Consider the following 23,772-nt stretch of genomic DNA (forward strand, 5'->3'; position numbering starts at 1 on the left):
GTGAACCGAGTCAACACGGTTCACAGTGTCGAGCTAGTACACGGCCGTGAACTCCTGAATCTCGCGCTGTGCTCGTGAATCGTTAGATCTTGCGTACGTCGGTATGCTCGACGCCACACAGGGGACGAGGGGAGCGGATGCCAGTGCAGGACAACGCGACAGAGGTGACGGCCGCCGGAATCGCACGGCTCGCCGGCGTCGGCCGCGCCGCCGTGAGCAACTGGCGCCGTCGGCACGCCGACTTCCCCAAGCCCGTCGGCGGCACCGAGACCAGCCCCTCCTTCGCACTCTCCGAGGTGGAGGCATGGCTGCGCCGCCAGGGCAAACTCGCCGAGGTACCCCTGCGGGAACGCGTCTGGCAGCAGCTCGCCGGACACCCCGAGGGACCGGTCGCGGCACTCGCCCACGCCGGGTGCGTGCTGCTGCTCATCCACGACCGGCCGACGGTGTGGCTGGAGGTGAGCGCCGGCTCCGACGAACGGCTGGCCGCGATGCTGCCGGAGGCGCTGCGGCAGGTGATCGTGACGCGCTTCGGGGGGGACGGCGGGGAGGGTGCGGGGGGTGTTGTGAACGGTCCGGCCGGGGAGGGCCCTGTGAACTCGGTGTCCGGGCGAGGCGCTGTGAACCCCGCATCAGGCCAGGGCGCTGTGAACTCCGCCTCCGGGCAAGCTGCTGTGAACGCCGGCTCGGGCGCCGCGGGGAGCTCTGTGAACACTCCGACCGTGCAGGGCGCCGGAGCGTCTGTTCACGGCACACCCGCCGCCAGCCGACCCACGGCCGTGAACCGCCGCCGGGCCAGGAACACCGTCGGCGCCGTTCACATCCCCACCGGCCCGGAGATCCTCCCCTCCACCCCGCTCCTGCGCGGCGCGGCCGAACTCGCGGCCGAGCTCGGTGCCCGGCAGACCTTCGAGTTCCTGCTCGGCCGGCACCTCGACGCCAACCCGCGGCAGTACACCCTCACGCCCGCCGAACTCGCTCACCTCATGGCCGAGCTCGCCGGGCCCGCCCGTACCGTCCTGGACCCGGCCTGCGGCACCGGCGCCCTGCTGCGTGCCGTCGACTCCCGCCCCGAGCAGGAGCTGTACGCCCAGGACAGCGCACCCGAGCTGGCCGCGCTCACGGCGTTCCGGCTCGCCCTGAACACCCGTGCCGCCGTGCACAGCGCGACGGGTGACACCCTGCGCGCCGACGGCCACCCCGGCCTGCGCGCCGACGCCGTCCTGTGCCACCCGCCGTTCAACGAGCGCAACTGGGGCCACGACGAACTCGCCTACGACGCCCGCTGGGAGTACGGCTTCCCCGCCCGCAACGAGTCCGAGCTGGCGTGGGTCCAGCACGCACTCGCCCGGCTGCGGGACGGCGGCACGGCCGTGCTGCTCATGCCGCCCGCCGCGGCCTCCCGCCGTTCCGGCCGCCGTATCCGGGCCGACCTGCTGCGCCGCGGGGCGCTGCGCGCGGTCGTCGCGCTGCCGATCGGCGCCGCGCCGCCGTACAACATCCCGCTGCACCTGTGGGTGCTGCGCCGGCCCGGGCAGGTGCCCGGACAGCCGGAGGTACTGCTCGCGGACGCCGGGCAGTTCGCCGGCGAGGGGCGCGGCGGGCCCGACTGGCGTGCCGTGCAGGAGGCCGTGCTCGACGCCTGGCGCGCCTTCGACCGCGCGGGCACGGTCGAGGAGCAGCCGGGCGTGGCCCGGGCGGTGCCCGTCATCGAACTCCTCGACGACGACGTCGACCTCGCCCCCGCCCGCCACCTCCCGCCCCCGGCTGCGGCCGACGGCGCGGAACAGCTCACCGCCGTACGCGAGCGCCTCGGCGAGACCCTGCGTCTGACGGCCGACCTCGCCCCCGCTCCGGGCGGTGCCGCCCAGCCCGCGCGCTGGCCGCTGACCACTGTCGGCGAACTCGCGCGCGGGGGCGCCCTGGTGATGCGCACCGGCGGAAACGGCGGCCACGCGCGTGTGCCCGTGCTCACCGACCACGACGTGCTGTCCGGCACCGCTCCCTCCGGCACGCTGCCCGAGAGCGACGAGGAGGCCGTGCTGACGGAGCCCGGCGACGTCGTCGTGCCGGTGCTCGGGGGCGGCGCCGTGGCGCGCGTCATCGACGAGGCGACGGGGGGCGCCGCCCTGGGGCGCAACCTCGTCCTGCTGCGCCCCGACCCGACGGCGCTCGACCCCTGGTTCCTGGCCGGCTTCCTGCGCGGCACCGCCAACAACCGCCAGGCCAGCAGCTTCGCCTCCACCGCCACCCGCCTCGACGTACGACGCCTGCAACTGCCCCGGCTCGCGCTCGACGAACAGCGGCGCTACGGCGCGCGTTTCCGCGCACTCGACGAGTTCGAGCGGGCGCTCAGGCGTGCGAGCCGGCTCGGGGAGCAGCTGGTGCGCGGGATGTACGACGGGCTGACGGACGGCACGGTGACGCCGGACTGAGCGACGCGCGTGCCGGGACCGACAGGGCGTGCGGGGGCGGGCAGGGGCGTGCGGGGGCGTAACCGGGCGGGCCGGGTGCGCCCCGTCGCCGTACGACGTGATCAGGACGACAACGGTTCGGTACAACCCCGGACCGGTTGTCGGTGTCGGCCTATACGCTCGACCCCTACGTCGAAGTCAATCCCTCCCGGTCCAGGAGCAGTCATGTACGGCCACGGCACGGTGCCGCCTTCCCGAGGTTCGGCAACTGTCATCACCCTGCGCGTACTGTTCGCTGCCGCCGGCCTGCTGTCGTGCGGACTGCTCGCCTGTCTTCCGCTCTTCCGCGTCGCGTACCTGCGCGGCCGGTGGTACGACTGGACGGCGGCCTGGGTGAGTCTGCCGCTGTCCGTCACGGCGCTCGCGGTGGTCGGTTCGGTCCCGGAGTCGGACACGCGCGGCGATGTCGCCCTGGGCGGGGTCATGCTCCTGGGCGCCCTGAGCGCCGCCTACTTCCTGACCGTGGACATAGCCCTCGGCGGACAGCGGCGCGCGTTCGCCGGTCAGGCCCCGCCGCCGATTCCCGCCGCCTTCCAGGCGCCCTACGGCTACCCGCAGCCGACGCCTCCGGTGCAGCCGACGCCGCCGGTGTCGCCGTACACGAACACGCTCGGCACGCAGGGCGCCCCGCTGTTCGGGCCCGGCGCCCACACGCCGGTCCCGCAGCCGCCGCACGACCGGATACCGCAGCCGCCCGCGCAGGGCTCCGCCCCGGCGCCGCAGCGCCCCGAGCCGGCCCGTATCGACCAGGTGCGCGCCGAACTCGACGAACTCAGCCACTATCTGCGCAACCAGGACGGCCAGGACGGCCGGCACGAGGGCGGACGGTGAGCGTGACGGCGGGGCGTGTCGTCGCCGGCCGCTACCAACTGGCCACGCTCATCGGCCAGGGCGGCATGGGCCAGGTGTGGACGGCGTACGACCAGAGACTCGACCGGCGTGTGGCGGTGAAGCTGCTGCGCCCCGACAAGGTGGCCGGGCAGGAGGCCGAGGAACTGCGCCGCCGGTTCGTGCGCGAGTGCCGGGTGACCGCGCAGGTCGACCACCCGGGGCTCGTCACTGTGCACGACGCGGGCAGCGAGGGCGAGGAGCTGTTCCTCGTCATGCAGTACGTCGACGGGGCGGACCTCTCCGACCACCTCGCGGAGCACGATCCGTACCCGTGGCAGTGGGCGGTGGCGGTCGCGGCGCAGTTGTGCGCCGTGCTGAGCGCCGTGCACGCCGTGCCGATCGTGCACCGCGACCTCAAGCCGCGCAATGTGATGGTGAAGCAGGACGGCACGGTCACCGTCCTCGACCTCGGTGTCGCGTCCGTCATGGACACCGACACCACGCGGCTGACGCACACCGGCTCGCCCATCGGCTCGCCCGCCTACATGGCGCCGGAGCAGGCCATGGGCGGCGCTGTCGGGCCGTACACGGACCTGTACGCGCTCGGCGTGCTCCTGCACGAACTGCTCAGCGGGAACGTCCCCTTCGCGGGTTCCACCGCGCTCGGTGTGCTGCACCGGCACCTGTACGAACCCCCGCTGCCGGTGCGCCGTCTGCGCCCGGAGGTCCCCCAGGCCCTCGAGGATCTCGTCCTGCGCCTGCTCGCCAAGGACCCCCAGCACCGGCCGGGCTCCGCGCAGGTGGTGTACGAGGAACTGTCGCCGCTCCTGCCGGGGCGCGGCACGCCCACGGGGGCGCCCCTCGACCCCACGCGCCCCTTCCTGCGCCCGCACGCCCCGTGGCCGGACCGCGCGCGTACGCCCGCGCCCAATCCCGCCCCGGTGGCGCCGGCCGACGAGAAGCCGGACGTCGCCGGCGCCGTCGACGAGGTCAAGCGGCTGCTCGGCGAGGGCCGCATCACCCAGGCCGTCGACATCCTCGGCGCGATCCTCCCGGCCGCCGCCGAGCAGCACGGCGAGCACTCGCCGGTCGTACGCACCCTGCGCAAGCAGTACGCGGCCACACTCCTGGACGACGGCCAGTACCGGCGCGCGCTGCCCGAACTGCGCCGCCTCGCCGACGAACGCGCCGCCGAGGCCGGCCAGGCCGACCCGCAGTCGCTGCGCTACCGCTACGACGCCGCCCAGTGCCTGGAGCAGCTCGGCGAACCGGCGGCCGCACTCGCCGCGTACCGGGAACTGCTGCCGTACTACGAGAACCAGTACGTCTCCGGGGACCCCGAGCTCGCGCACGACGTGCGCCGCCGCATCGGCCACATGCTGCTCGCCCTGGGCGACCGGGCGGCCGCCCACGACACCCTGATACGCCTCCTCCACGACGTCGAACGCCTGCGGGGACCGGCCCATCCGCTGGTGGCCGACATCCGGCGGACCTTGCAGTGGCTGGGGCAGGTGCGGGGCTGAGGCGCCCCGCACCGCAGGAGCGGACCGCGCGGCGGTGCCCGAAGTCCTGGTGAATCGTTGGTCGAATGGGTTGGCCAGAGCTGCGCCGCTGCCTAACATCGATCACCGCAAGACTTTGTGCACCGTCGCACAATCTCCTCGGGAGGTTTCCTTGCACCGCCGCCGTCGCACCGCGCTCGTCCTCACCGCCGCGATCGCCGCCGCGGGCCCCCTGCTCACCGCCTGCGGAAACGATGCGCACCCCGGTGCGGCGGCCGTCGTCGGCGGGCAGCGGATCACCGTCTCCCAGCTGGAGAACCGCGTCGAGGAGGTCCGCGACGCCCAGCGCGCCGCGGTGACGGACGAGGCCCAGTACAGCCAGGCCATCGCCAAGACCGGCACCCTCACCCGCGACACCCTGCACGGCATGGTCCTCGACCGGGTCTTGCACCGTGCCGCCCAGGATGCGGGCGTCACCGTCAGCCGCCGCGAGGTCCAGCAGATGCGCGCCGGCCTGGAACAGCAGGCGGGCGGCGCCAAGGCGCTCCAGACGGCCTGGCTGCAGCAGTACTCGGTCGCACCGGAGCGCCTCGACGAGAACCTGCACCTCCAGCTGGAGGCCCAGAAGCTCGCCGAGTCACTCGGCACCGACACCAGCCAGCCCGCCTTCTGGAAGGCCCTGTCCGAGGCGTCCAAGGAACTCGGCGTCGACCTCAACCCGCGCTACGGCACCTGGGACGCGGAGAAGGTCGGCCGGGTGGACACCAAGGCACCGTGGGTACGGGACGTCACGACGGCGGCGGAGGAGCGACCGGCGTAGGCGTAACGGTACGGCGGATGGCCGGGCGGCCGGGTGGCCGGGTGGCCGGGTGGTCGGGTGGTCGGGTGGTCGGGTGGTCGGGTGGCCGGGTGGCCGGGTGGTCGGGTGGCGGGACGATCTCGCGAGGTCAGTCGTCGGCAGGTGAATAAATCCGATGATCGGATCCGGCCTGTGGACAACTCTCGTCGGTCCGTCCGCGGCTTGCGTTACGTTCGGATCGTGAACGCAACCAGCTTCGAACCCGCCCCGGAGCCCCAGGCACACCCGGAGCCCCACGACACCCCCGGCCGCATCGTCCTGCTCACCACCAGCCACCGGGTCGCCCCCGGCCTGCTGTCCTGGCCCGCATGGCAGGCGCTGCGCACCGCCGACCGTGTCCTGTGCGCGGACGGCGCCCACCCGCAGCTGCCGTATCTGCGGGAGGCGGGGATAACCGTGGCCGAGGCCTCCCCGACGGCCGAGGAGCTGGTGGACGCCTGCGCGGGCGGACACACGGTGGTGGTCGTGGCGACGGGGGAGGGTGAGCCGGCCCTGACGGACGGCCTGGCCCGCCTCGCCGGCTCCGGCCGGGTACGGATGCCGGAGCTGGAGCTGCTTCCCGCCTCCTACGACCTGCCGGGCGCCCGGCTCCTCGATCTGGTGCAGGTCATGGACCGCATCCGCGCGGAGTGCCCGTGGTCGTCGCGGCAGACCCACGAGGGCCTGGCGAAGTACGGCATCGAGGAGGCGTACGAGCTCGTCGAGGCCATCGAGGAGGGCGACCGCGACGAGCTGCGGGAGGAGCTGGGGGACGTCCTGCTCCAGGTCGTCTTCCACGCGCGGATCGCCGAGGAGCACCCCGACTCACCGTTCTCGATCGACGACGTGGCCGGCGGCATCGTCGCCAAGCTCATCCACCGCCATCCGCACGTCTTCGGGGACGAGACCGCCACCACGCCCGAGGAGGTCAAGGCGCACTGGCTGCGCACCAAGGCCGAGGAGAAGCGCCGCTCCTCCGTGACCGAGGGCATCCCCCTGCACCAGCCGGGCCTCGCCCTCGCCTCCAAGCTCGCCTCCCGAGCCCGCACGGCAGGCCTGGACGTCCCCCTGCCCCACACCGACGCCATCGGCTACGAACTCCTCGCCCTGGCCGTCCGCGCCGAATCCGAGGGCGTGGATCCGGAAGCGGCCCTCAGAGCAGCGGCCCGCGCCTACCGGGACGCGATACGCGAGACGGAGACGGCCGGGGGAGACGCGGGTACCCAGCACTGACCCGAGGCGGGACCGGCCGGGGCCGGACACCGGGCTGCCCCGGCCCCGAGCCACAGCACACACCACACCCCCAGCCACCCCCCTCACCCTCCTCAAGCCCCCTCCCCAACCCGTTACCGTCAACCGGTGACCAACCACTCCCACTCCAGCCCCGACTCCACCCCCGACCCCGACTCCACCCCCACCCCTCACCCCCCTTCACACCCCGCACCCCCCGAGCTGTTCACCTGGGAGTTCGCCACAGACCCGTACCCCGCCTACGCCTGGCTCAGGGAGCACGCGCCGGTGCGGAAGACGCGGTTGCCGAGTGGGGTGGAGGCGTGGCTGGTCACGCGTTATGCCGATGCCAAGCAGGCGCTGGCGGACGCGCGGTTGTCGAAGAACCCGGAGCATCACGACGAGCCGGCGCACGCGAAGGGGAAGACGGGGATTCCCGGTGAGCGCAAGGCGGAGTTGATGACGCATCTGCTGAACATCGACCCGCCGGACCACACCAGGCTCCGGCGGCTGGTGAGCAAGGCGTTCACACCGCGCAGGGTGGCCGAGTTCGCGCCGCGGGTGCAGGAGTTGACCGACCACCTCATCGACCAGTTCGCGGCGAAGGGCTCGGCGGACCTCATCCATGAGTTCGCCTTCCCGCTGCCCATCTACGCCATCTGCGACATGCTGGGCGTCCCGCGCGAGGACCAGGACGACTTCCGGGACTGGGCGGGCATGATGATCCGGCACGGCGGCGGCCCGCGGGGCGGGGTCGCGCGGTCGGTCAAGAAGATGCGCGGCTATCTCGCCGAGCTCATCCACCGCAAGCGAGAGGCGCTGCCCGCGGAGCCCGCGCCGGGCGAGGACCTCATCTCGGGCCTCATCCGCGCCTCGGACCACGGTGAGCACCTCACCGAGAACGAGGCGGCGGCGATGGCGTTCATCCTGCTGTTCGCCGGGTTCGAGACGACCGTGAACCTCATCGGCAACGGCACGTTCGCCCTGCTCAACCACCCCGAGCAGCGTGAGCGTCTCCAGCGCTCGCTCGCCGCGAAGGAGACCGGCCTCCTCGCGACCGGGGTGGAGGAACTGCTGCGTTTCGACGGGCCGGTGGAGCTGGCGACCTGGCGGTTCGCCACCGGGCCGCTGACCATCGGCGGGCAGGACATCGCGGCCGGCGACCCCGTGCTGGTGGTGCTGGCCGCGGCGGACCGGGACCCGGCGCGGTTCGAGGACCCGGACACCCTCGACCTCGCCCGCCGCGACAACCAGCATCTGGGGTACGGGCACGGCATCCACTACTGCCTGGGCGCCCCGTTGGCCCGGCTGGAGGGGCAGACCGCGCTGGCCACACTGCTCACCCGGCTGCCGGACCTGCGACTGGCCGCGGATCCGGCCGAGTTGCGCTGGCGTGGCGGCCTCATCATGCGGGGCCTGCGCACGCTGCCGGTGGAGTTCACCCCCAGTGCCGGGCCCAGCACAGGAAGCTGACACAGACAAACGTGACACACCCTCAAGTCTGTGATCTTCACGTGATCTGTGCGGCATTAACTTGTGACAAGTGATCGTCTGTCGATACGTTCACCCATCAGCGCGGCGCCCCGCATCACACGCCGCGTCGATCACTGCTGTCGCACGAAAGGCTTCCGCATGCTCTCCGGGAACGGTCGTCACCGTCGCCCCCGCCAGGCTCCGGCTCTCCTCGTCGCGGCCGGAGTGACCGGCTCCGCCATCGCGATCCCGCTGCTCGGCGCCTCGGGCGCGAGCGCGGCGGACGGCACCACCTGGGACCGGGTCGCGGAGTGCGAGACGGGCGGTGCCTGGAGCGCGAACGACGGCTACGGCCACTTCGGCGGCCTGAGGCTGACCCAGACCGACTGGGAGACCTACGGCGGCCTGGACTACGCCCCGAGCCCCGAGCAGGCCAGCCGCCAGCAGCAGATAGCCGTCGCCGAGCGCGTCCTCGCGGACCAGGGCGTCACGGCATGGCCGACCTGCGGCCCGCTCTCGGGCCTCGGTGAGGACTCCGCGCCGGCCGACGTCGACACCGGGGTCTCCGACGACGCCTCCTCGGGCCTGGGCGGCCTGATCGACACCCCCCAGTCGTCCGACACGTCTGGTTCGTCCGACTCCTCCCGTCTGCTCCCCTCTCCGTCCGAGTCGGCCTCGTCGTCTGACGGCTCGTCGACCGAGGCCGATGGCGAGAGCGCCGACAGCGACGCGAGCGACCGGACCACCCAGGACGACCAGGACAATACGACCAAGACGGATCGTTCGCCCGATTCGGATGCCGACCCGAGCGAAGGCTCCGACGCCACTTCACAGGGGCCCGACAGTTCTGCCACGGGCGAGGCGCAGGACGACTCGGACAAGTCAGGCCAGAGTGGTACCTCTTCGGACGAGACCGCCACCGGCCGCCACCGCGGCGACAGCGCCGACGAGGGCGTCGAGGAGGGCGTGGCGGACGGTCGTACGGGCGACTCCACGGGGCGTCACGCCTCGCGCAGCGGTGCGGTCGTGCGGGACGCCGCCGACGGCGAGTACACCGTGCGGGCCGGCGACAGCCTGTGGGGCATCGCCGACTCCCTTGGCCTCCAGGGCGGATGGTCGGAGCTGTATGCCGAGAACCGGCAGACGGTCGGCACCGACCCGGACCTCATCCTGCCCGGTCAGACGCTCGCGGTAGGGGTCGAACCGGTCGAAAAGTAGCGGGAGTTCACGTCACGGTTCGCCGCTAAATGTCCGGTTTGGCGAAACTGTGGGATGAGTCTCAGAAGCCCTGATCGTCTTTGAAAATCCGCCGATCGCCTGTCTACGGTCATGACCGCTCGCCAACACGAGCCCCGGCCGCCACAAACGCCGAATCCTGCCAGTGGCAGCCCGGGAACAGTCGTCGCGTCAAGCGCCGTAGGCAGGAGCGGGGGACCCAAGGTAGGCGCCGGGTCCGGCAGTTGAGGAAACTCGACACCGGAACCGGCTTGGGGTGAAGCCGCAGCTCGTGAGAGCCGCGGCCGGGCAACTCAACCGGCCCGAACCCGACAGCTCACCTCGCAGGCGTCGGTGAGGGGATCCTCCATGCTGTTTTCCGGCAAGGGCAAGCACCGTCGTCCGTCCAAGGCCACTCGCGCCATCGCCATCGCCGGTGTGACCGGCGCCGCCGTCGCCGCCCCGCTGATGGCGGCCGGCAACGCCTCCGCCGCCACCGCCTCCGAGTGGGACGCCGTCGCCCAGTGCGAGTCCGGCGGCAACTGGTCCATCAACACCGGCAACGGCTACTACGGCGGTCTGCAGTTCTCCGCCTCCACCTGGGCCGCGTACGGCGGCACGCAGTACGCCGCCACGGCCGACCAGGCCAGCAAGTCCCAGCAGATCGAGATCGCCGAGAAGGTCCTCGCGGGCCAGGGCAAGGGCGCCTGGCCGGTCTGCGGCGTGGGCCTGTCCAGCACCCCGTACAACGGCGGCTCCGCGGACTCCGGCAGCACCGCCGCGCAGGAGAGCACCCCCGCCCCGGCCCCCGCCCGCGAGACCGAGCAGCAGAGCGCCTCCCGCTCGCAGGAGCGCCCGGCCGCCAAGAAGACCGTCACCACCCCGACCGGCAAGAAGGTCGAGAAGGGCGACGGCGAGTACAAGGTCGTCAAGGGCGACACCCTCAGCTCGATCGCCGAGAAGCACCACGTCAAGGGCGGCTGGCAGAAGCTGTTCCAGCTGAACAAGGACATCATCGACGACGCCGACTTCATCTACCCGGGCCAGCAGCTGCACCTCAAGTAGGCAGCGCTTCCCCCGCCGGCTCCCCGCCCCGGTGCGTGTTCCCCCGTACGCACCGGGGCGGGGTCATGCCCAGGGGTCATGCCCAGGGGTCGTGCCCGGGGCGGGCCCGTACGGCGATGAAGCGCGCGGCTGTGCACGGACGAGCTCACCGCCGCCCGTTTGTTCCGTTCGGAAACAATTTACGATCGGTTTCCGTCCACGGGGTGGGCGATCGGCTGGCCGATCCCCCGGAGGCGGTTAGGCTCGTCTCGCAGAGCCACCACGGTTCTGCTCAAAAGCGTCACATCCACGAAGGAGATGCTCGTGCCGTCCATCGACGTCGTCGTAGCCCGGGAAATCCTGGACTCCCGAGGCAACCCCACGGTCGAGGTCGAGGTCGGCCTCGACGACGGCAGCACGGGTCGTGCCGCCGTCCCGTCCGGCGCCTCCACGGGCGCCTTCGAGGCCATCGAGCTCCGCGACGGCGACTCGAACCGCTACCTCGGCAAGGGCGTCGAGAAGGCCGTCCTCGCGGTCATCGAGCAGATCGGCCCGGAGCTGGTCGGCTACGACGCCACCGAGCAGCGCCTGATCGACCAGGCCATGTTCGACCTGGACGCCACCGACAACAAGGGCTCGCTCGGCGCCAACGCCATCCTCGGCGTCTCCCTCGCCGTCGCCCACGCCGCCTCCGAGGCCAGCGACCTGCCGCTGTTCCGCTACCTGGGCGGCCCGAACGCGCACCTGCTGCCCGTTCCGATGATGAACATCCTGAACGGCGGCTCGCACGCCGACTCCAACGTGGACATCCAGGAGTTCATGATCGCCCCGATCGGCGCGGAGTCCTTCTCCGAGGCCCTGCGCTGGGGCGCCGAGGTCTACCACACGCTGAAGAAGGTCCTGAAGAACAAGGGCCTGGCCACCGGCCTCGGCGACGAGGGCGGCTTCGCCCCGAACCTGGGCTCCAACCGTGAGGCCCTCGACCTCATCCTCGAGGCCATCAAGGAGGCCGGCTACACCCCCGGCGAGCAGATCGCCCTCGCCCTCGACGTGGCCGCGTCCGAGTTCTACAAGGACGGCGTCTACACCTTCGAGGGCAAGGAGCGCTCCGCCGCCGAGATGACCGAGTACTACGCGGAGCTCGTCGACGCGTACCCGCTCGTGTCCATCGAGGACCCGCTGTTCGAGGACGACTGGGACGGCTGGAAGACCATCACCGAGCGTCTCGGTGACAAGGTCCAGCTCGTCGGCGACGACCTGTTCGTCACCAACCCCGAGCGCCTCGCCCGCGGCATCGAGGAGGGCGCCGCCAACGCCCTGCTGGTGAAGGTGAACCAGATCGGCTCGCTCACCGAGACCCTGGACGCCGTCGAGCTGGCCCAGCGCAACGGCTTCAAGTGCATGATGTCCCACCGCTCCGGCGAGACCGAGGACGTCACCATCGCCGACCTGGCCGTCGCCACCAACTGCGGCCAGATCAAGACCGGCGCCCCGGCCCGCTCCGAGCGCGTCGCCAAGTACAACCAGCTGCTGCGCATCGAGGAGATCCTCGACGACGCCGCGGTGTACGCCGGCCGCAGCGCCTTCCCGCGCTTCAAGGGCTGACCGTCACCCCGTAAGGCGGCCTGACAGGCAGCGTCGTACGTACGTCCCCGTACTCGGTCCCGTACCGTGTGCGGGGACGTACGCGCGTGATCGGGAGGCGGGCAACATGGCCGTGAAGGACCGGGACCGGTTCTCCACCGCGACCAGACTGCGACTGCTCGGCGAGCAGACCGCGGCCCGTGTCTACCGCTCCCAGACCCGCCGCCAGGCGCGCCGCTCCCGGCTCACCGGCCGGGCCGCACTGCTCGCCCTGGTGGTCTGCTCGCTGATCGTCGCCCTCGCCTATCCGATGCGGCAGTACGTCGCCCAGCGCGCCGAGATCGCCGACATGGAGCGGCAGCAGCGGCAGGCGCGGGAGCGCGTCGAGCAGCTGCGCGACCTCAAGGCGCGGTGGCAGGACGACGCGTTCGCCGAGCAGCGCATCCGCGAGCGGCTGCACTATGTGATGCCCGGGGAGACCGGCTACATCGTCGTCGACCCGGACGCCGCCGAGCAGTCCCGCACCGACCAGGGGGCGGCCGACCGCCCCTGGTACTCCAACGTCTGGGACGGCGTCGACAAGGCCGACGCCTCCGACCAGTGACAGATAGCAGAGAGACACCTCAGGCCAGATGGAAACGCCCCCGCCGACCACACCCCGCACCGAGCCCACCGACGCGGACGTCGAGGCCTTCAAGCAGCAGCTCGGGCGGCCGCCGCGCGGGCTGCGCGCCATCGCGCACCGGTGCCCCTGCGGCCAGCCGGACGTCGTCGAGACGGCCCCCCGGCTGCCCGACGGCACGCCCTTCCCGACGCTGTACTACCTGACGTGCCCCAAGGCCAACTCGGCCATCGGCACGCTGGAGGCCAGCGGCCTGATGAAGGAGATGACCGAGCGCCTTCAGTCCGACCCGGAGCTGGCCGCGGCCTACCGTGCCGCGCACGAGGACTACATCCGGCGCCGCGACGAGATCGAGGAGCTGAAGAACTTCCCGAGCGCCGGCGGCATGCCGGACCGGGTCAAGTGCCTGCACGTCCTGGTCGCCCACTCGCTGGCCGCGGGCCCGGGTGTGAACCCGCTCGGCGACGAGGCTCTCGCGATGCTTCCGGAGTGGTGGAGCAAGGGCGCGTGCGTGACCCTGCCCGAGAAGAGCGAAGAGGGGGAGGGCCGGTGACCCGGGTCGCCGCCGTCGACTGCGGTACGAACTCCATCCGCCTGCTGGTCGCCGACTGCGACCCGGCCACCGGTGAACTCGTCGAGCTGGACCGCCGTATGACGATCGTGCGGCTCGGCCAGGGCGTCGACCGCACCGGGCGGCTGGCCCCCGAGGCGCTGGAGCGGACCTTCGCCGCGTGCCGCGAGTACGCGGCCGTCATCAAGGAGCACGGCGCCGAGCGGCTGCGGTTCGTGGCGACCTCCGCCTCCCGGGACGCCGAGAACCGCGACGAGTTCGTGCGCGGGGTCATGGACATCCTGGGCGTCGAGCCCGAGGTCATCACCGGCGACCAGGAGGCGGAGTTCTCCTTCACCGGGGCCACGAAGGAGCTCACGGGCCGCGACGACCTCACCAGGCCGTACCTGGTCGTGGACATCGGCGGCGGCTCCACGGAGTTCGTCGTCGGCGACGACCACGTCCGGGCCGCCCGGTCCGTCGACATCGGCTGTGTCCGCATGACCGAGCGGCATCTGGTGCACGACGGTAAGGTCACCGACCCGCCCACCGAGGAGCAGGTCGCCGCCATAAGGGCGGACATCGAGGCCGCGCTCGACCTCGCCGAGCGGACCGTACCGCTGCGCGAGGCGCACACGCTGGTGGGCCTGGCCGGCTCGGTGACGACCGTGTCCGCGATCGCGCAGGAGCTGCCGGAGTACGACTCGGCGGCCATCCACCACTCCCGGATCTCCCGCGACAAGGTGCGTGAGATCACCGAGTGGCTGCTGCGCTCCACGCACGCCGAGCGGGCGGCGATCGGGGCCATGCATCCGGGCCGGGTCGACGTCATCGCGGCGGGCGCGCTGGTGCTGCTGTCGATCATGGAACGGATCGGCGCGGAGGAGGTCGTGGTCAGCGAGCACGACATCCTGGACGGCATCGCCTGGTCCGTGGCGTGACGGGAGAGCACTGAAGTGCGGCGATAGCACTTACGGAAAGAATGTGCTCTTTGTTGCTCATGGGCAGTTTCACCCCTTTTGTGGCGTCAACCCGCCAAGGGAATCGCCGGAAGAAGGGTGAACGAGCATGATCACCAAAGAGCAGATTTCCGCGGTCCTGGACCATCCGGTCCTCGACGAGGGCGGCAAGAAAATCGGTGAGGCCAAGCACGTCTTCCTCGACGACGCCACCGGGCGCCCCGAGTGGGCGTCGGTGAAGACCGGCCTGTTCGGCACCAGCGAGTCCTTCGTGCCCATCCGCGACGCCTCGCTGGTGGACGACCACATCGAGGTGCCGTACTCCAAGGGCAAGGTCAAGGACGCCCCGCATGTGGACGTCGACTCCGGCGGCCATCTGTCGGCGACCGAGGAGCACCAGCTCTACGAGTACTACGGCATGAGCTGGGACGAGTCCTGGGCCCGCGCCAACGAGCCCGGCGAGAGCGGCTGGGCGCACGGAGGCGCCGGAGGTGCCGCGGGTGCCGCTGGTGCCGCAGGCACGGCAGGCACGGCAGGCGCCGCGGGCATGGCGGCGGGCACGGGTACGGGCACCGGCGCGGCGGCCGGTGCGCGTGCGGACTACGACGACAACGCCATGACGCGGTCCGAGGAACGGATGCACGTGGGCGTCGAGCGCCGTGAGGCAGGCCGGGTCCGGCTGCGCAAGTACATCGTCACCGAGGAGGAGGAGCACACCGTTCCGCTGCGGCACGAGGAAGTACGCGTCGAACGGGAGCCGATCACCGAGGCCAACCGCGACGCCGCACTGTCCGGGCCGGAGATCAGCGAGGCGGAGCACGAGGTCGTGCTCCACGAGGAGCGGCCGGTCGTGGACACCGAGGTCGTGCCGATGGAGCGCGTCCGCCTGACCACGGAGGAGCACACCGAGGAGGAGACCGTACGCGGGCGGGTGCGCAAGGAGCGCATCGAGAGCGACGCCGAGACGGTCGACGACACCGGCAAGCGGGGCTACGGCTCCGGCAAGCCAGGCCCCGGCAAGCCGGGCTACGGCTCCGACAAGCCCGGCCCCGGCAGGTAGCCGGCAGCCCGGATCCACCCCGGAATCGACGAGCGCCGCCGAGGCACCGGCGGCGCTCCACCGAGCCCGCGTCGAGCCCCCTCCGCGCCTCTGTTGAGCAGGTCAGGGCCCCGTTTGAGCGCCACGGGAGGCCCTTCGGGCGCCCTCCGGTGACGCCACGTCGGAAAACTTCGTGAAGTTCTTCACAAGGATTTCGGTCCCGGAGGGGGCTGAAGGGCCTCAGATAGGCCGTTCCGGGGGCCCTCAGGGCCTTCGAATGCGAGACGGGGCGTCTTCCTCGAGAGGGGTACCCATGGGATCCGCAGGGGCCTCACGACGGTTTCCGAGGCCTGGAGAGGCAGCTCACGCGGTATGGACAACGGTCCAGGCCACCACGCGGTTCCCGATCCGCAGCGTGGCCTGGATCACGTGGGCCGCGGAGTGTAACACGGCCCCTGTGGAAGCTTGTGAAGGGGCGCACGAGCGACCCCCCCGAGGCGGGTGGATACTCGATGGCATGAGCACCACGGAGCGTCCCAGGATCCTCGTAGTAGGCGGTGGGTACGTAGGCCTGTACGCAGCTCGGCGCATTCTCAAGAAGATGCGCTACGGCGAGGCGACCGTCACGGTCGTCGACCCCCGGTCGTACATGACCTACCAGCCCTTCCTCCCCGAAACCGCCGCCGGCAGCATCTCCCCGCGCCACGTCGTCGTCCCGCTGCGACGCGTGCTGCCCAAGGCGGAGGTCCTCACCGGCCGGGTCACCACCATCGACCAGGACCGCAAGGTCGCCACGATCGCCCCGCTGGTCGGCGAGGCGTACGAGCTGCCCTTCGACTACCTGGTGATCGCCCTCGGCGCGGTCTCCCGCACCTTCCCGATCCCCGGCCTCGCCGAGCAGGGCATCGGCATGAAGGGCATCGAGGAGGCCATCGGCCTGCGCAACCACGTCCTCGAGCAGCTCGACAAGGCCGACTCCACCAACGACGAGGAGATCCGCCGCAAGGCGCTCACCTTCGTCTTCATCGGCGGCGGCTTCGCCGGTGCGGAGACCATCGGTGAGGTCGAGGACATGGCCCGCGACGCGGCCAAGTACTACAAGAACGTGTCCCGTGAGGACATGCGCTTCATCCTCGTCGACGCCGCCGACAAGATCCTTCCCGAGGTCGGCCCCAAGCTCGGCCAGTACGGCAAGGAGCACCTGGAGAGCCGCGGCGTGGAGATCTACCTCTCCACCTCGATGGACTCCTGCGTCGACGGCCACGTGGTGCTGAAGAACGGGCTCGAGGTCGACTCCAACACGATCGTGTGGACCGCCGGCGTCAAGCCGAACCCGGCCCTGGCCCGCTTCGGCCTGCCGCTCGGCCCCCGCGGCCACGTCGACGCCGAGCCCACCCTCCAGGTCAAGGGCACCGACTACATCTGGACCGCGGGCGACAACGCCCAGGTCCCCGACGTCGTCGGCCGCAAGGCGGGCAACGAGAACGCCTGGTGCCCGCCGAACGCCCAGCACGCGCTGCGCCAGGCCAAGGTCCTCGGCGACAACGTGATCTCCGGCATGCGGGGCTTCCCGCAGAAGGAGTACAGCCACGCCAACAAGGGCGCGGTCGCGGGTCTCGGCCTGCACAAGGGCGTCGCGATGATCGTCATGGGCAAGTTCAAGATCAAGCTCAAGGGCCGTCTCGCCTGGTACATGCACCGCGGCTACCACGGTCTGGCCATGCCGACCTTCAACCGCAAGATCCGCGTCTTCGCGGACTGGACGCTCGGCATGTTCCTCAAGCGCGAGGTCGTCGCCCTCGGCGCCCTGGAGACGCCGCGCGAGGAGTTCTACGAGGCCGCCAAGCCGGCCCCGGCTCCGACCGCCGCCGCCGCCAAGACCGAGGAGAAGGCCAAGGCCTCCTGACCGCACGGTCGTAGCAACGCCGAAGGACCTCCCGCCATCCGTGGTGCGGGAGGTCCTTCGGCGTTCCCGGGCCCTGCCGGAGGATTTGCCCAGACGTGACACGCGTGGGGGACTGCGGGCCCGGGGCACAGGTGTTTACGTGGTGTCAGTCATCCGGGATCGCATCTCACGGAGGTGTGTGTCATGGCCGAGGTCGCGCCGCGGCTGAAGAGCCTTCTCGAACAGGTGCTGGGAGTTCCGCTCCCGGTCCGCATCCGGGCCTGGGACGGTTCGCAGGCCGGCCCCCCGGACGCGCCGGTGCTGATCGTGCGCAACCGCCGGGCCCTGCGGCGGCTGCTGTTCAAGCCCGGCGAACTGGGCATGGCCCGCGCCTGGGTGGCCGGAGACCTGGACGTCGAGGGCGACTTCTACACCGCCCTCGACCTGATGTCGGGTCTGATCTGGGAGCGCGACGACGACGCCCGCACCACCCTGGAGGCGCTGCGCGATCCCGGCGTACGGGCCGCCGCGGTCGGCCTGGTCCGGCTCGCCGGGCTGCCGCTGCCGCCCGCGCCGCCGCCCGAGGAGGTGCGCCGCCCCGGCCATCTGCACACCCGCCGCACCGACCGGCGCGCCATCAGCCACCACTACGACGTCGGCAACGACTTCTACGAACTCGTCCTGGGCCCGTCCATGGTGTACTCCTGCGCCTATTGGGAGGACGGCGGCACCCTGGAGGACGCCCAGCGCGACAAGCTCGAACTCATCTGCCGCAAGCTCGCCCTGAGGCCCGGTCAGCGCCTGCTGGACGTCGGCTGCGGCTGGGGCTCGATGGCGATCCACGCGGCCCGCGAGCACGGCGTGAGCGTCCTCGGTGTCACCCTCTCCCAGGAACAGGCCGCCTACGCCCGCAAGCGCGTCGCCGAGGAGGGCCTCACCGACCGGGTCGAGATCCGGGTGCAGGACTACCGCGACGTCACCGACGGCCCCTTCGACGCGATCTCCTCCGTCGGCATGGCCGAGCACGTCGGCGCCGAGCGGTACCTGGAGTACACCCGCACCCTGTACGCCCTGCTCAAGCCCGGCGGGCGGCTCCTCAACCACCAGATCGCCCGCCGCCCGCAGAGCGACGAGGACTCCTACAGCGTCGACGCCTTCATCGACGCCTACGTCTTCCCCGACGGCGAGCTCCAGCCCATCGGCACCACCGTCACCCAGCTGGAGCGGGCCGGCTTCGAGGTGCGGGACGTGGAGGCGATCCGCGAGCACTACGCCCTCACGCTGCGCCGCTGGGTCGCCAATCTGGAGGCCGGCTGGGAGCAGGCCGTCCGGCTCGCCGGAGCCGGCCGGGCCCGCGTCTGGCGGCTCTACATGGCCGCCTCCGCGCTAGCCTTCGAGCACAACCGCATCGGCGTCAATCAGGTGCTCGCCGTACGCACCCCCGAGTCGGGCGACTCCGGGACGCCGCTGCGGGCACGTACCTGGAACTGACCGTGCGAAAGGGCCCCGCTCTCCAGGGAGAGCGGGGCCCCGTCGTCGTCACGGCTACTGCGACTTGATCGCCGTCAGCATGTCCAGCCGGGCCGCGCGCCGGGCCGGCCACAGCGCGGCCAGCGTGCCGACCCCGGCGGCCAGCAGCAGGAACAGGCCCATCCGGCCCCAGGGCAGGACCAGTTCGTACGTCGCCATGCTCGTGCCGAGGAGCTCACCGGCCGCCCAGCCGAAGAACACGCCGAGTCCGATGCCGAGGACACCGCCGAACAGGGAGATCACCAGGGACTCCAGGCGGACCATGCGCTTGACGTCCCGGCGGTCCAGGCCGACCGCGCGGAGCATGCCGATCTCCTGCGAGCGCTCGAACACGGACATGGCCAGGGTGTTGATGACGCCGAGGACCGCCACGATCACGGCCATGGCGAGCAGGCCGTAGAGCATGTTCAGCATCAGCGTGAACATCTGCGCGATCTCGTTGGAGATGTCCTTCTTGTCCTGGACGGCGATCGCCGGGTTGTCCCCGAGGGCCTTCTCCAGCCGGTCCTTGGCCGCGTCCGAGGCGCCGCCCGCGGTCTTCACCAGGACGTTCATGTCGCCCGGCTCGTCCTGGTGCGGGGCGAGCACGGCGTTGTCCAGCAGGATGCCGCTGAGCATGTCGTTGCCCTGGTAGACGCCGGCGACGGTCATCCGCTGCTTCGCGCCGTCCTCGTAGGCCACGGTGAAGGCCGAACCGGCCTTCCAGCCGTGCGCCTTCGCCGTCGCGTCGTCGACGACGGCTTTCGAGCCGGACACCGTGAAGGCGCCGTCGTCCAGGACGAGGTCGGTGAGCCGGCCGATGACGGGGCCGTCGACGCCGGTCAGGTACTCCGTCTCGCCGTCGATGCGGGAGGGCGCGTTGCGCATCGGGCTGGTGGCGGTGACGCCCTCGACCCGCTTCACCTTCTGCTCGACGTCCGGCGACAGGGTGTTGCCGTTGGTCATCGAGACGACGTAGTCCGCCTTCAGCGAGTCCGAGGCCATCTTGTCGATGGACCGCTGCAGGCTGCCCGCCATCACCGTCATCCCGGTGATCAGCGTCAGACCGATCATCAGCGCCGACGCCGTGGCGGCCGTACGGCGCGGATTGCGCACCGCGTTCTGCCGGGCCAGCTTGCCCGAGACACCGAACACGCGCAGCACCGGGGCGGCGGCCGCGATCAGGGGGCGCGACAGCAGCGGGGTCAGCACGAACACGCCGATGATCAGCAGGACCGCGCCGAGACCCATCGGGGCCTGGCCGTCGGAGCCGCTCATCGTGGTCGCCGCGAGGACGACCGCCACACCGGCCGCGGAGAACAGCGCGCCGAGCGTGTTGCGCAGCACCAGCGACTTGGTGGTCGCCTTGGCGTGCACGCTGCTCATCGCCGCCACCGGCGGGATCTTCGCGGCCCGGCGGCCGGGCAGCCACGCGGCCAGCATGGTGACCACGACGCCCACCACGAGTGCGGTGGCGACCGTGCCGGGCGCGATCACCAGCGGGCCGTCGGGGACGGTCGCGCCGAGTGTGCCCATCAGCCCCCTGAGCCCCGCCCCGACGCCGACACCGGCGAGCAGACCGGTGACTCCGGCGACCGTGCCCACCACGAACGCCTCGATCAGCACCGACCGCGTCACCTGCCGGCGCGAGGCGCCGACCGCGCGCAGCAGCGCCAGCTCCTTGGTGCGCTGGGCCACCAGCATGGTGAAGGTGTTGGCGATGATGAACGTACCGACGAACAGGGCGATCCCGGCGAACACCAGCAGGCCCTGCTTCAGGCCGCTCATCTGGGAGGAGATCATCTCGGCCTGGTCGTCGGCCAGTTGCTGCCCGGTCGTGGTCTCCACGAGGTTCTTGGGCAGCGCCTTGTCGAGGGCGGCCTTCAGCTGCTCCTGGGAGGTGCCCGCGGCGGCCTCGACGTCGATCTGGTCGAAGGTGCCGGGCTTGCCGAACAGCTTCTGCGCGCTGGCCGTGTCGAACAGGGCGAGGCTGCCGCCGGCCGCGACATTGCCGTCGTCGGTGGTGAAGATGCCGGTGACCTTCGGGGTCAGCACGGGCCCGTCGACGGACAGCCGTACGGTGTCGCCGACCCGGTATCCGGCGCGCTCGGCCGTCTTCGCGTCGAGCAGCACCTCGCCCTCGCCGTGCGGGGCGCGCCCGTCGGTCAGGGGGTAGCGCGGGTCCTTCGTGCCCCAGTAGTTGCCCCCCTGGGACTGGAAGCCGTTGCCGATCAGGTCGCCGTCCTTGTCGGCGAGGGCGGTGTAGCCGGTCACCACGCCCGTCACGGAGGCGGCGCCGGGGACCTTCGCGCTCTTGTCGAGCAGTGCCCGGGTCAGCTCGGGCGTCTCGCCGACGCGGTCGCCGGCGGCCTCCCGGTGCTCGGGCTCGACGGCGACGTCGACTCCCTCGAAGCCCTTGGCGAAGCTCTTCTGGTAGGCGTCGGAGACGGTACTGGTGAACACCAGCGTCCCGGAGACGAACGCGACGCCGAGCATCACGGCGAGCACGGTCATCAACAGCCGGGCCTTGTGCGCGAGTACGGTGCGCAGGGCGGTGCGGAACATCAGGAAGTACGGCCCTTCGCGTCGAACTGCTTCATCCGGTCGAGCACCGACTCGGCGCTGGGCCCGTAGACCTCGTCGACGATCCGGCCGTCGGCGAGGAAGACCACCCGGTCCGCGTAGGCGGCGGCGACGGGGTCATGGGTGACCATCACGACGGTCTGCCCCAGCTCGCGCACCGAGTTGCGCAGGAAGCCCAGCACCTCGGCGCCTGAGCGGGAGTCGAGGTTTCCGGTGGGCTCGTCGCCGAAGACGATGTCGGGCCGGGAGGCCAGCGCGCGGGCGACCGCGACGCGCTGCTGCTGGCCGCCGGACAGCTGCGAGGGCCGGTGCCCGAGCCGCCCGGACAGACCGACCATCGCGATGACGGTGTCCAGCCACTGCTTGTCCGGGCGGCGGCCCGCGATGTCCATCGGCAGGGTGATGTTCTCCAGCGCGGTCAGCGTGGGCAGCAGGTTGAACGCCTGGAAGATGAAGCCGATCTTGTCCCGGCGCAGCTTGGTGAGCTGCTTGTCCTTCAGGGCGCCCAGCTCGGTGTCGCCGATGCGCACCGAGCCCGAGGAGAAGGTGTCGAGCCCGGCCACACAGTGCATCAGCGTGGACTTGCCGGAGCCCGACGGGCCCATGATCGCGGTGAACTCGGCCTGGTGGAACTCGACGGAGACCCGGTCGAGGGCGACCACCTGGGTCTCGCCCTGTCCATAGATCTTCGACAGCTCCGTGGCGCGTGCGGCCACCGCTGTGGCGCGGCCGGCGAGGGGAGTGGTGGTCACGGGAAGGCGCTCCTGTCGGGACGGGACGGTTCGAAGGACTCGATTCATCGTCCCGGCGGGGCAGGCCCTTGTAGTCAGCCGCTGTTCCGGTTCCGGGGGCAGCCTGCGGGCGGACCGGCGGCCCCGCCGTCATACCTGGGGATGACGCTCGACCCTGACTCGAGGCCTGCTGGAGGGGGTGTACAGACCTCTTGAGGTATGCGGGGCGGGACGGTGAAATTCCGTCATTCCGCATACACCGCGCGCTACGGCACGCAACGCTATTGGCAAGTGCGGATGACCCGTACCGGTGTCTGATGCTCCCTCAGACATCAATAAAATAAGACAACATGGCTCTGTGGATCAGCTGTTCGGGTGACGTCTCCCGATAGGCTCGAACCTCGAAGCGGAGCCCATGGCCTGCCCGGATGGTGGAATGCAGACACGGCGAGCTTAAACCTCGCTGCCCCTCGCGGGCGTACCGGTTCGAGTCCGGTTCCGGGCACCTCCGACGTCGCTCCGCCCCGGCGAACGAACCTTCGTTCGACACTCTTCTCCGCCCACGGGGCCGGGCGGCGGTCTCCGGCCGGTTCCGGATGTGTACCGGGCGGGTACCGGCTTGGTCATGAGTACGTCCCGACGACCGAGGGAATCACCAGGCCGCGTAGCGTGTTGCGCAGCACATGGCAGGGAAAGATCCTTCTCAAGCACTAGGGTCATTCCTTTGCCTTTCCATTACTCTTGAGCCAAGGCTGCGCAGTGTGGCCATGGAGGAGTGAAATGAGGAGCAGCAACCCGGTCTTCTCGCGACGGGGGTTCAGCCGCGACAACGGCTACGCGGGCTTCAACACCGCGCCGCAGGCCGGGGCCGTCGGCACCCAGGGCAACCCTTACGCCCAGCCGGCGGGCGCCAACCCGTACGCGCAGAACCCTTACGCGCAGAACCCGTACGCCCAGCAGGACACGCAGTACGGCACCCCGCCGCAGGCCCCGGCCACCACCGGCCGGATGACGATGGACGACGTCGTCACGCGCACGGCCATCACGCTCGGCACCGTCGCCCTCGGCGCCGTGCTCGCGTGGGCCCTGCTGCCGGTGTCGTCCACCAGCTACGGCCTCGCCATCGGTGCCGCCCTCGTCGCCTTCGTGCTGGCGATGGTGCAGTCCTTCAAGCGCACCGCCTCGCCCGCGCTGATCCTGTCGTACGCCGCCTTCGAGGGCGTCTTCCTCGGCGTGATCAGCGAGATGTACAACACGCAGTGGTCCGGTGCGCCCTTCCAGGCGGTGCTCGGCACCATGGCCGTCTCGGCCGCCACGCTGCTCGTGTACAAGGCCGGCTGGGTCCGCGTCACCGCGCGCTACGCCCGCATCGGCATGGCCATCGCCCTGGCCTTCATCCTGGTCATGGCGGTCAACCTGCTGCTGGTCGCCTTCGGCGTCGCCGAGGACGGCGGACTGCGCAGCTTCGGGCCGCTCGGCGCGATCGTCGGCATCATCGCCATCGTGCTCGGCGCGTTCTTCCTGACGCTCGACTTCAAGCAGATCGAGGACGGCATCGCCTACGGCGCGCCCCGCGAGGAGTCCTGGCTGGCCGCCTTCGGTCTGACCATGACCCTGGTGTGGATCTACGTCGAGATGCTGCGCCTGGTCGCCATCTTCAGCGGCGACGACTGACCGACGCCCCTGACGGACGCATGAGAAGG

At 71.2% G+C, this 23,772-nt stretch carries 18 protein-coding genes, 1 tRNA gene and 1 riboswitch; of the genes, 17 read left to right on the top strand and 2 right to left on the bottom strand.

The annotated features are described in order from the left end of the window. The first annotated feature begins 137 nt into the window (after positions 1-137). The 15 genes from RKD23_RS22355 (at position 138) to RKD23_RS22425 (ending at position 18,737) form a co-directional block, all read left to right on the top strand. Positions 138-2,435 carry an N-6 DNA methylase gene (locus RKD23_RS22355; RefSeq protein ID WP_424855274.1) on the top strand — a complete coding sequence of 766 codons (2,298 nt, stop codon included), beginning with the start codon at positions 138-140 and terminating at the stop codon, positions 2,433-2,435. A 204-nt stretch (positions 2,436-2,639) separates the two neighbouring features. Beyond that, positions 2,640-3,305, top strand: coding sequence for a hypothetical protein (locus tag RKD23_RS22360; RefSeq protein ID WP_424855275.1), 666 nt, complete (start codon positions 2,640-2,642; stop codon positions 3,303-3,305). Between the two features lie 38 nt (positions 3,306-3,343). Then, the gene (locus tag RKD23_RS22365) at positions 3,344-4,828 is read left to right on the top strand and encodes a protein kinase domain-containing protein (protein ID WP_424858308.1); all 1,485 of its coding nucleotides are present in this window, start codon (positions 3,344-3,346) and stop codon (positions 4,826-4,828) included. A gap of 151 nt (positions 4,829-4,979) precedes the next feature. Further along, positions 4,980-5,627 (top strand): SurA N-terminal domain-containing protein, encoded by a 648-nt coding sequence (locus tag RKD23_RS22370; RefSeq protein WP_424855276.1) that lies wholly within the window; start codon positions 4,980-4,982, stop codon positions 5,625-5,627. A gap of 219 nt (positions 5,628-5,846) precedes the next feature. Beyond that, positions 5,847-6,878: a nucleoside triphosphate pyrophosphohydrolase gene (locus RKD23_RS22375; RefSeq protein ID WP_424855277.1), complete on the top strand. Its 1,032-nt coding sequence runs from the start codon at positions 5,847-5,849 to the stop codon at positions 6,876-6,878. A gap of 219 nt (positions 6,879-7,097) precedes the next feature. Then, positions 7,098-8,348 (top strand): cytochrome P450 family protein, encoded by a 1,251-nt coding sequence (locus RKD23_RS22380; RefSeq protein ID WP_424858309.1) that lies wholly within the window; start codon positions 7,098-7,100, stop codon positions 8,346-8,348. Between the two features lie 159 nt (positions 8,349-8,507). Further along, a complete protein-coding gene (locus RKD23_RS22385; protein ID WP_424855278.1) occupies positions 8,508-9,566 on the top strand; it encodes a transglycosylase family protein in 1,059 nt (352 codons plus the stop codon). A 184-nt stretch (positions 9,567-9,750) separates the two neighbouring features. After that, positions 9,751-9,929: riboswitch (cyclic di-AMP (ydaO/yuaA leader) on the top strand. 3 nt (positions 9,930-9,932) lie between these two features. Next, the gene (locus RKD23_RS22390; RefSeq protein ID WP_424855279.1) at positions 9,933-10,628 is read left to right on the top strand and encodes a transglycosylase family protein; all 696 of its coding nucleotides are present in this window, start codon (positions 9,933-9,935) and stop codon (positions 10,626-10,628) included. Positions 10,629-10,931: 303 nt separating this feature from the next. Further along, entirely contained in the window at positions 10,932-12,212 is a 1,281-nt protein-coding gene (gene eno, locus RKD23_RS22395) for a phosphopyruvate hydratase (protein ID WP_424855280.1), read from the top strand. A gap of 106 nt (positions 12,213-12,318) precedes the next feature. Further along, positions 12,319-12,795, top strand: a complete 477-nt coding sequence (locus RKD23_RS22400) for an FtsB family cell division protein (protein ID WP_404042072.1) — start codon at positions 12,319-12,321, stop codon at positions 12,793-12,795. Between the two features lie 28 nt (positions 12,796-12,823). Continuing rightward, the gene (locus tag RKD23_RS22405) at positions 12,824-13,366 is read left to right on the top strand and encodes a DUF501 domain-containing protein (protein WP_404042073.1); all 543 of its coding nucleotides are present in this window, start codon (positions 12,824-12,826) and stop codon (positions 13,364-13,366) included. Continuing rightward, complete coding sequence (locus RKD23_RS22410) at positions 13,363-14,304, top strand: exopolyphosphatase (protein ID WP_424855281.1); 942 nt, start codon at positions 13,363-13,365, stop codon at positions 14,302-14,304. Before RKD23_RS22405 ends, RKD23_RS22410 begins: the two co-directional genes overlap by 4 nt. 127 nt (positions 14,305-14,431) lie before the next feature. Then, complete coding sequence (locus RKD23_RS22415) at positions 14,432-15,382, top strand: DUF2382 domain-containing protein (protein WP_424855282.1); 951 nt, start codon at positions 14,432-14,434, stop codon at positions 15,380-15,382. A 496-nt stretch (positions 15,383-15,878) separates the two neighbouring features. Continuing rightward, the gene (locus RKD23_RS22420; RefSeq protein ID WP_424855283.1) at positions 15,879-17,267 is read left to right on the top strand and encodes an NAD(P)/FAD-dependent oxidoreductase; all 1,389 of its coding nucleotides are present in this window, start codon (positions 15,879-15,881) and stop codon (positions 17,265-17,267) included. A gap of 183 nt (positions 17,268-17,450) precedes the next feature. Then, entirely contained in the window at positions 17,451-18,737 is a 1,287-nt protein-coding gene (locus tag RKD23_RS22425; protein WP_424855284.1) for a class I SAM-dependent methyltransferase, read from the top strand. Positions 18,738-18,791: 54 nt separating this feature from the next. Here the strand turns inward: RKD23_RS22425 and RKD23_RS22430 are convergent, their stop codons facing one another. Together RKD23_RS22430 and RKD23_RS22435 are read right to left on the bottom strand one after the other, a co-directional pair. Continuing rightward, the gene (locus tag RKD23_RS22430; protein WP_424855285.1) at positions 18,792-21,320 is read right to left on the bottom strand and encodes an ABC transporter permease; all 2,529 of its coding nucleotides are present in this window, start codon (positions 21,318-21,320) and stop codon (positions 18,792-18,794) included. After that, complete coding sequence (locus RKD23_RS22435; protein WP_424855286.1) at positions 21,320-22,090, bottom strand: ABC transporter ATP-binding protein; 771 nt, start codon at positions 22,088-22,090, stop codon at positions 21,320-21,322. Before RKD23_RS22435 ends, RKD23_RS22430 begins: the two co-directional genes overlap by 1 nt. Positions 22,091-22,491: 401 nt before the next feature. Here RKD23_RS22435 and RKD23_RS22440 point away from each other — a divergent pair. Continuing rightward, positions 22,492-22,574 (top strand) — tRNA-Leu (locus RKD23_RS22440). Positions 22,575-22,849: 275 nt separating this feature from the next. Continuing rightward, the gene (locus RKD23_RS22445) at positions 22,850-23,743 is read left to right on the top strand and encodes a Bax inhibitor-1/YccA family membrane protein (protein ID WP_424855287.1); all 894 of its coding nucleotides are present in this window, start codon (positions 22,850-22,852) and stop codon (positions 23,741-23,743) included. Positions 23,744-23,772: the final 29 nt, after the last annotated feature.

This window comes from Streptomyces sp. SAI-170, from assembly GCF_049739565.1.
Lineage (GTDB): Bacteria > Actinomycetota > Actinomycetes > Streptomycetales > Streptomycetaceae > Streptomyces.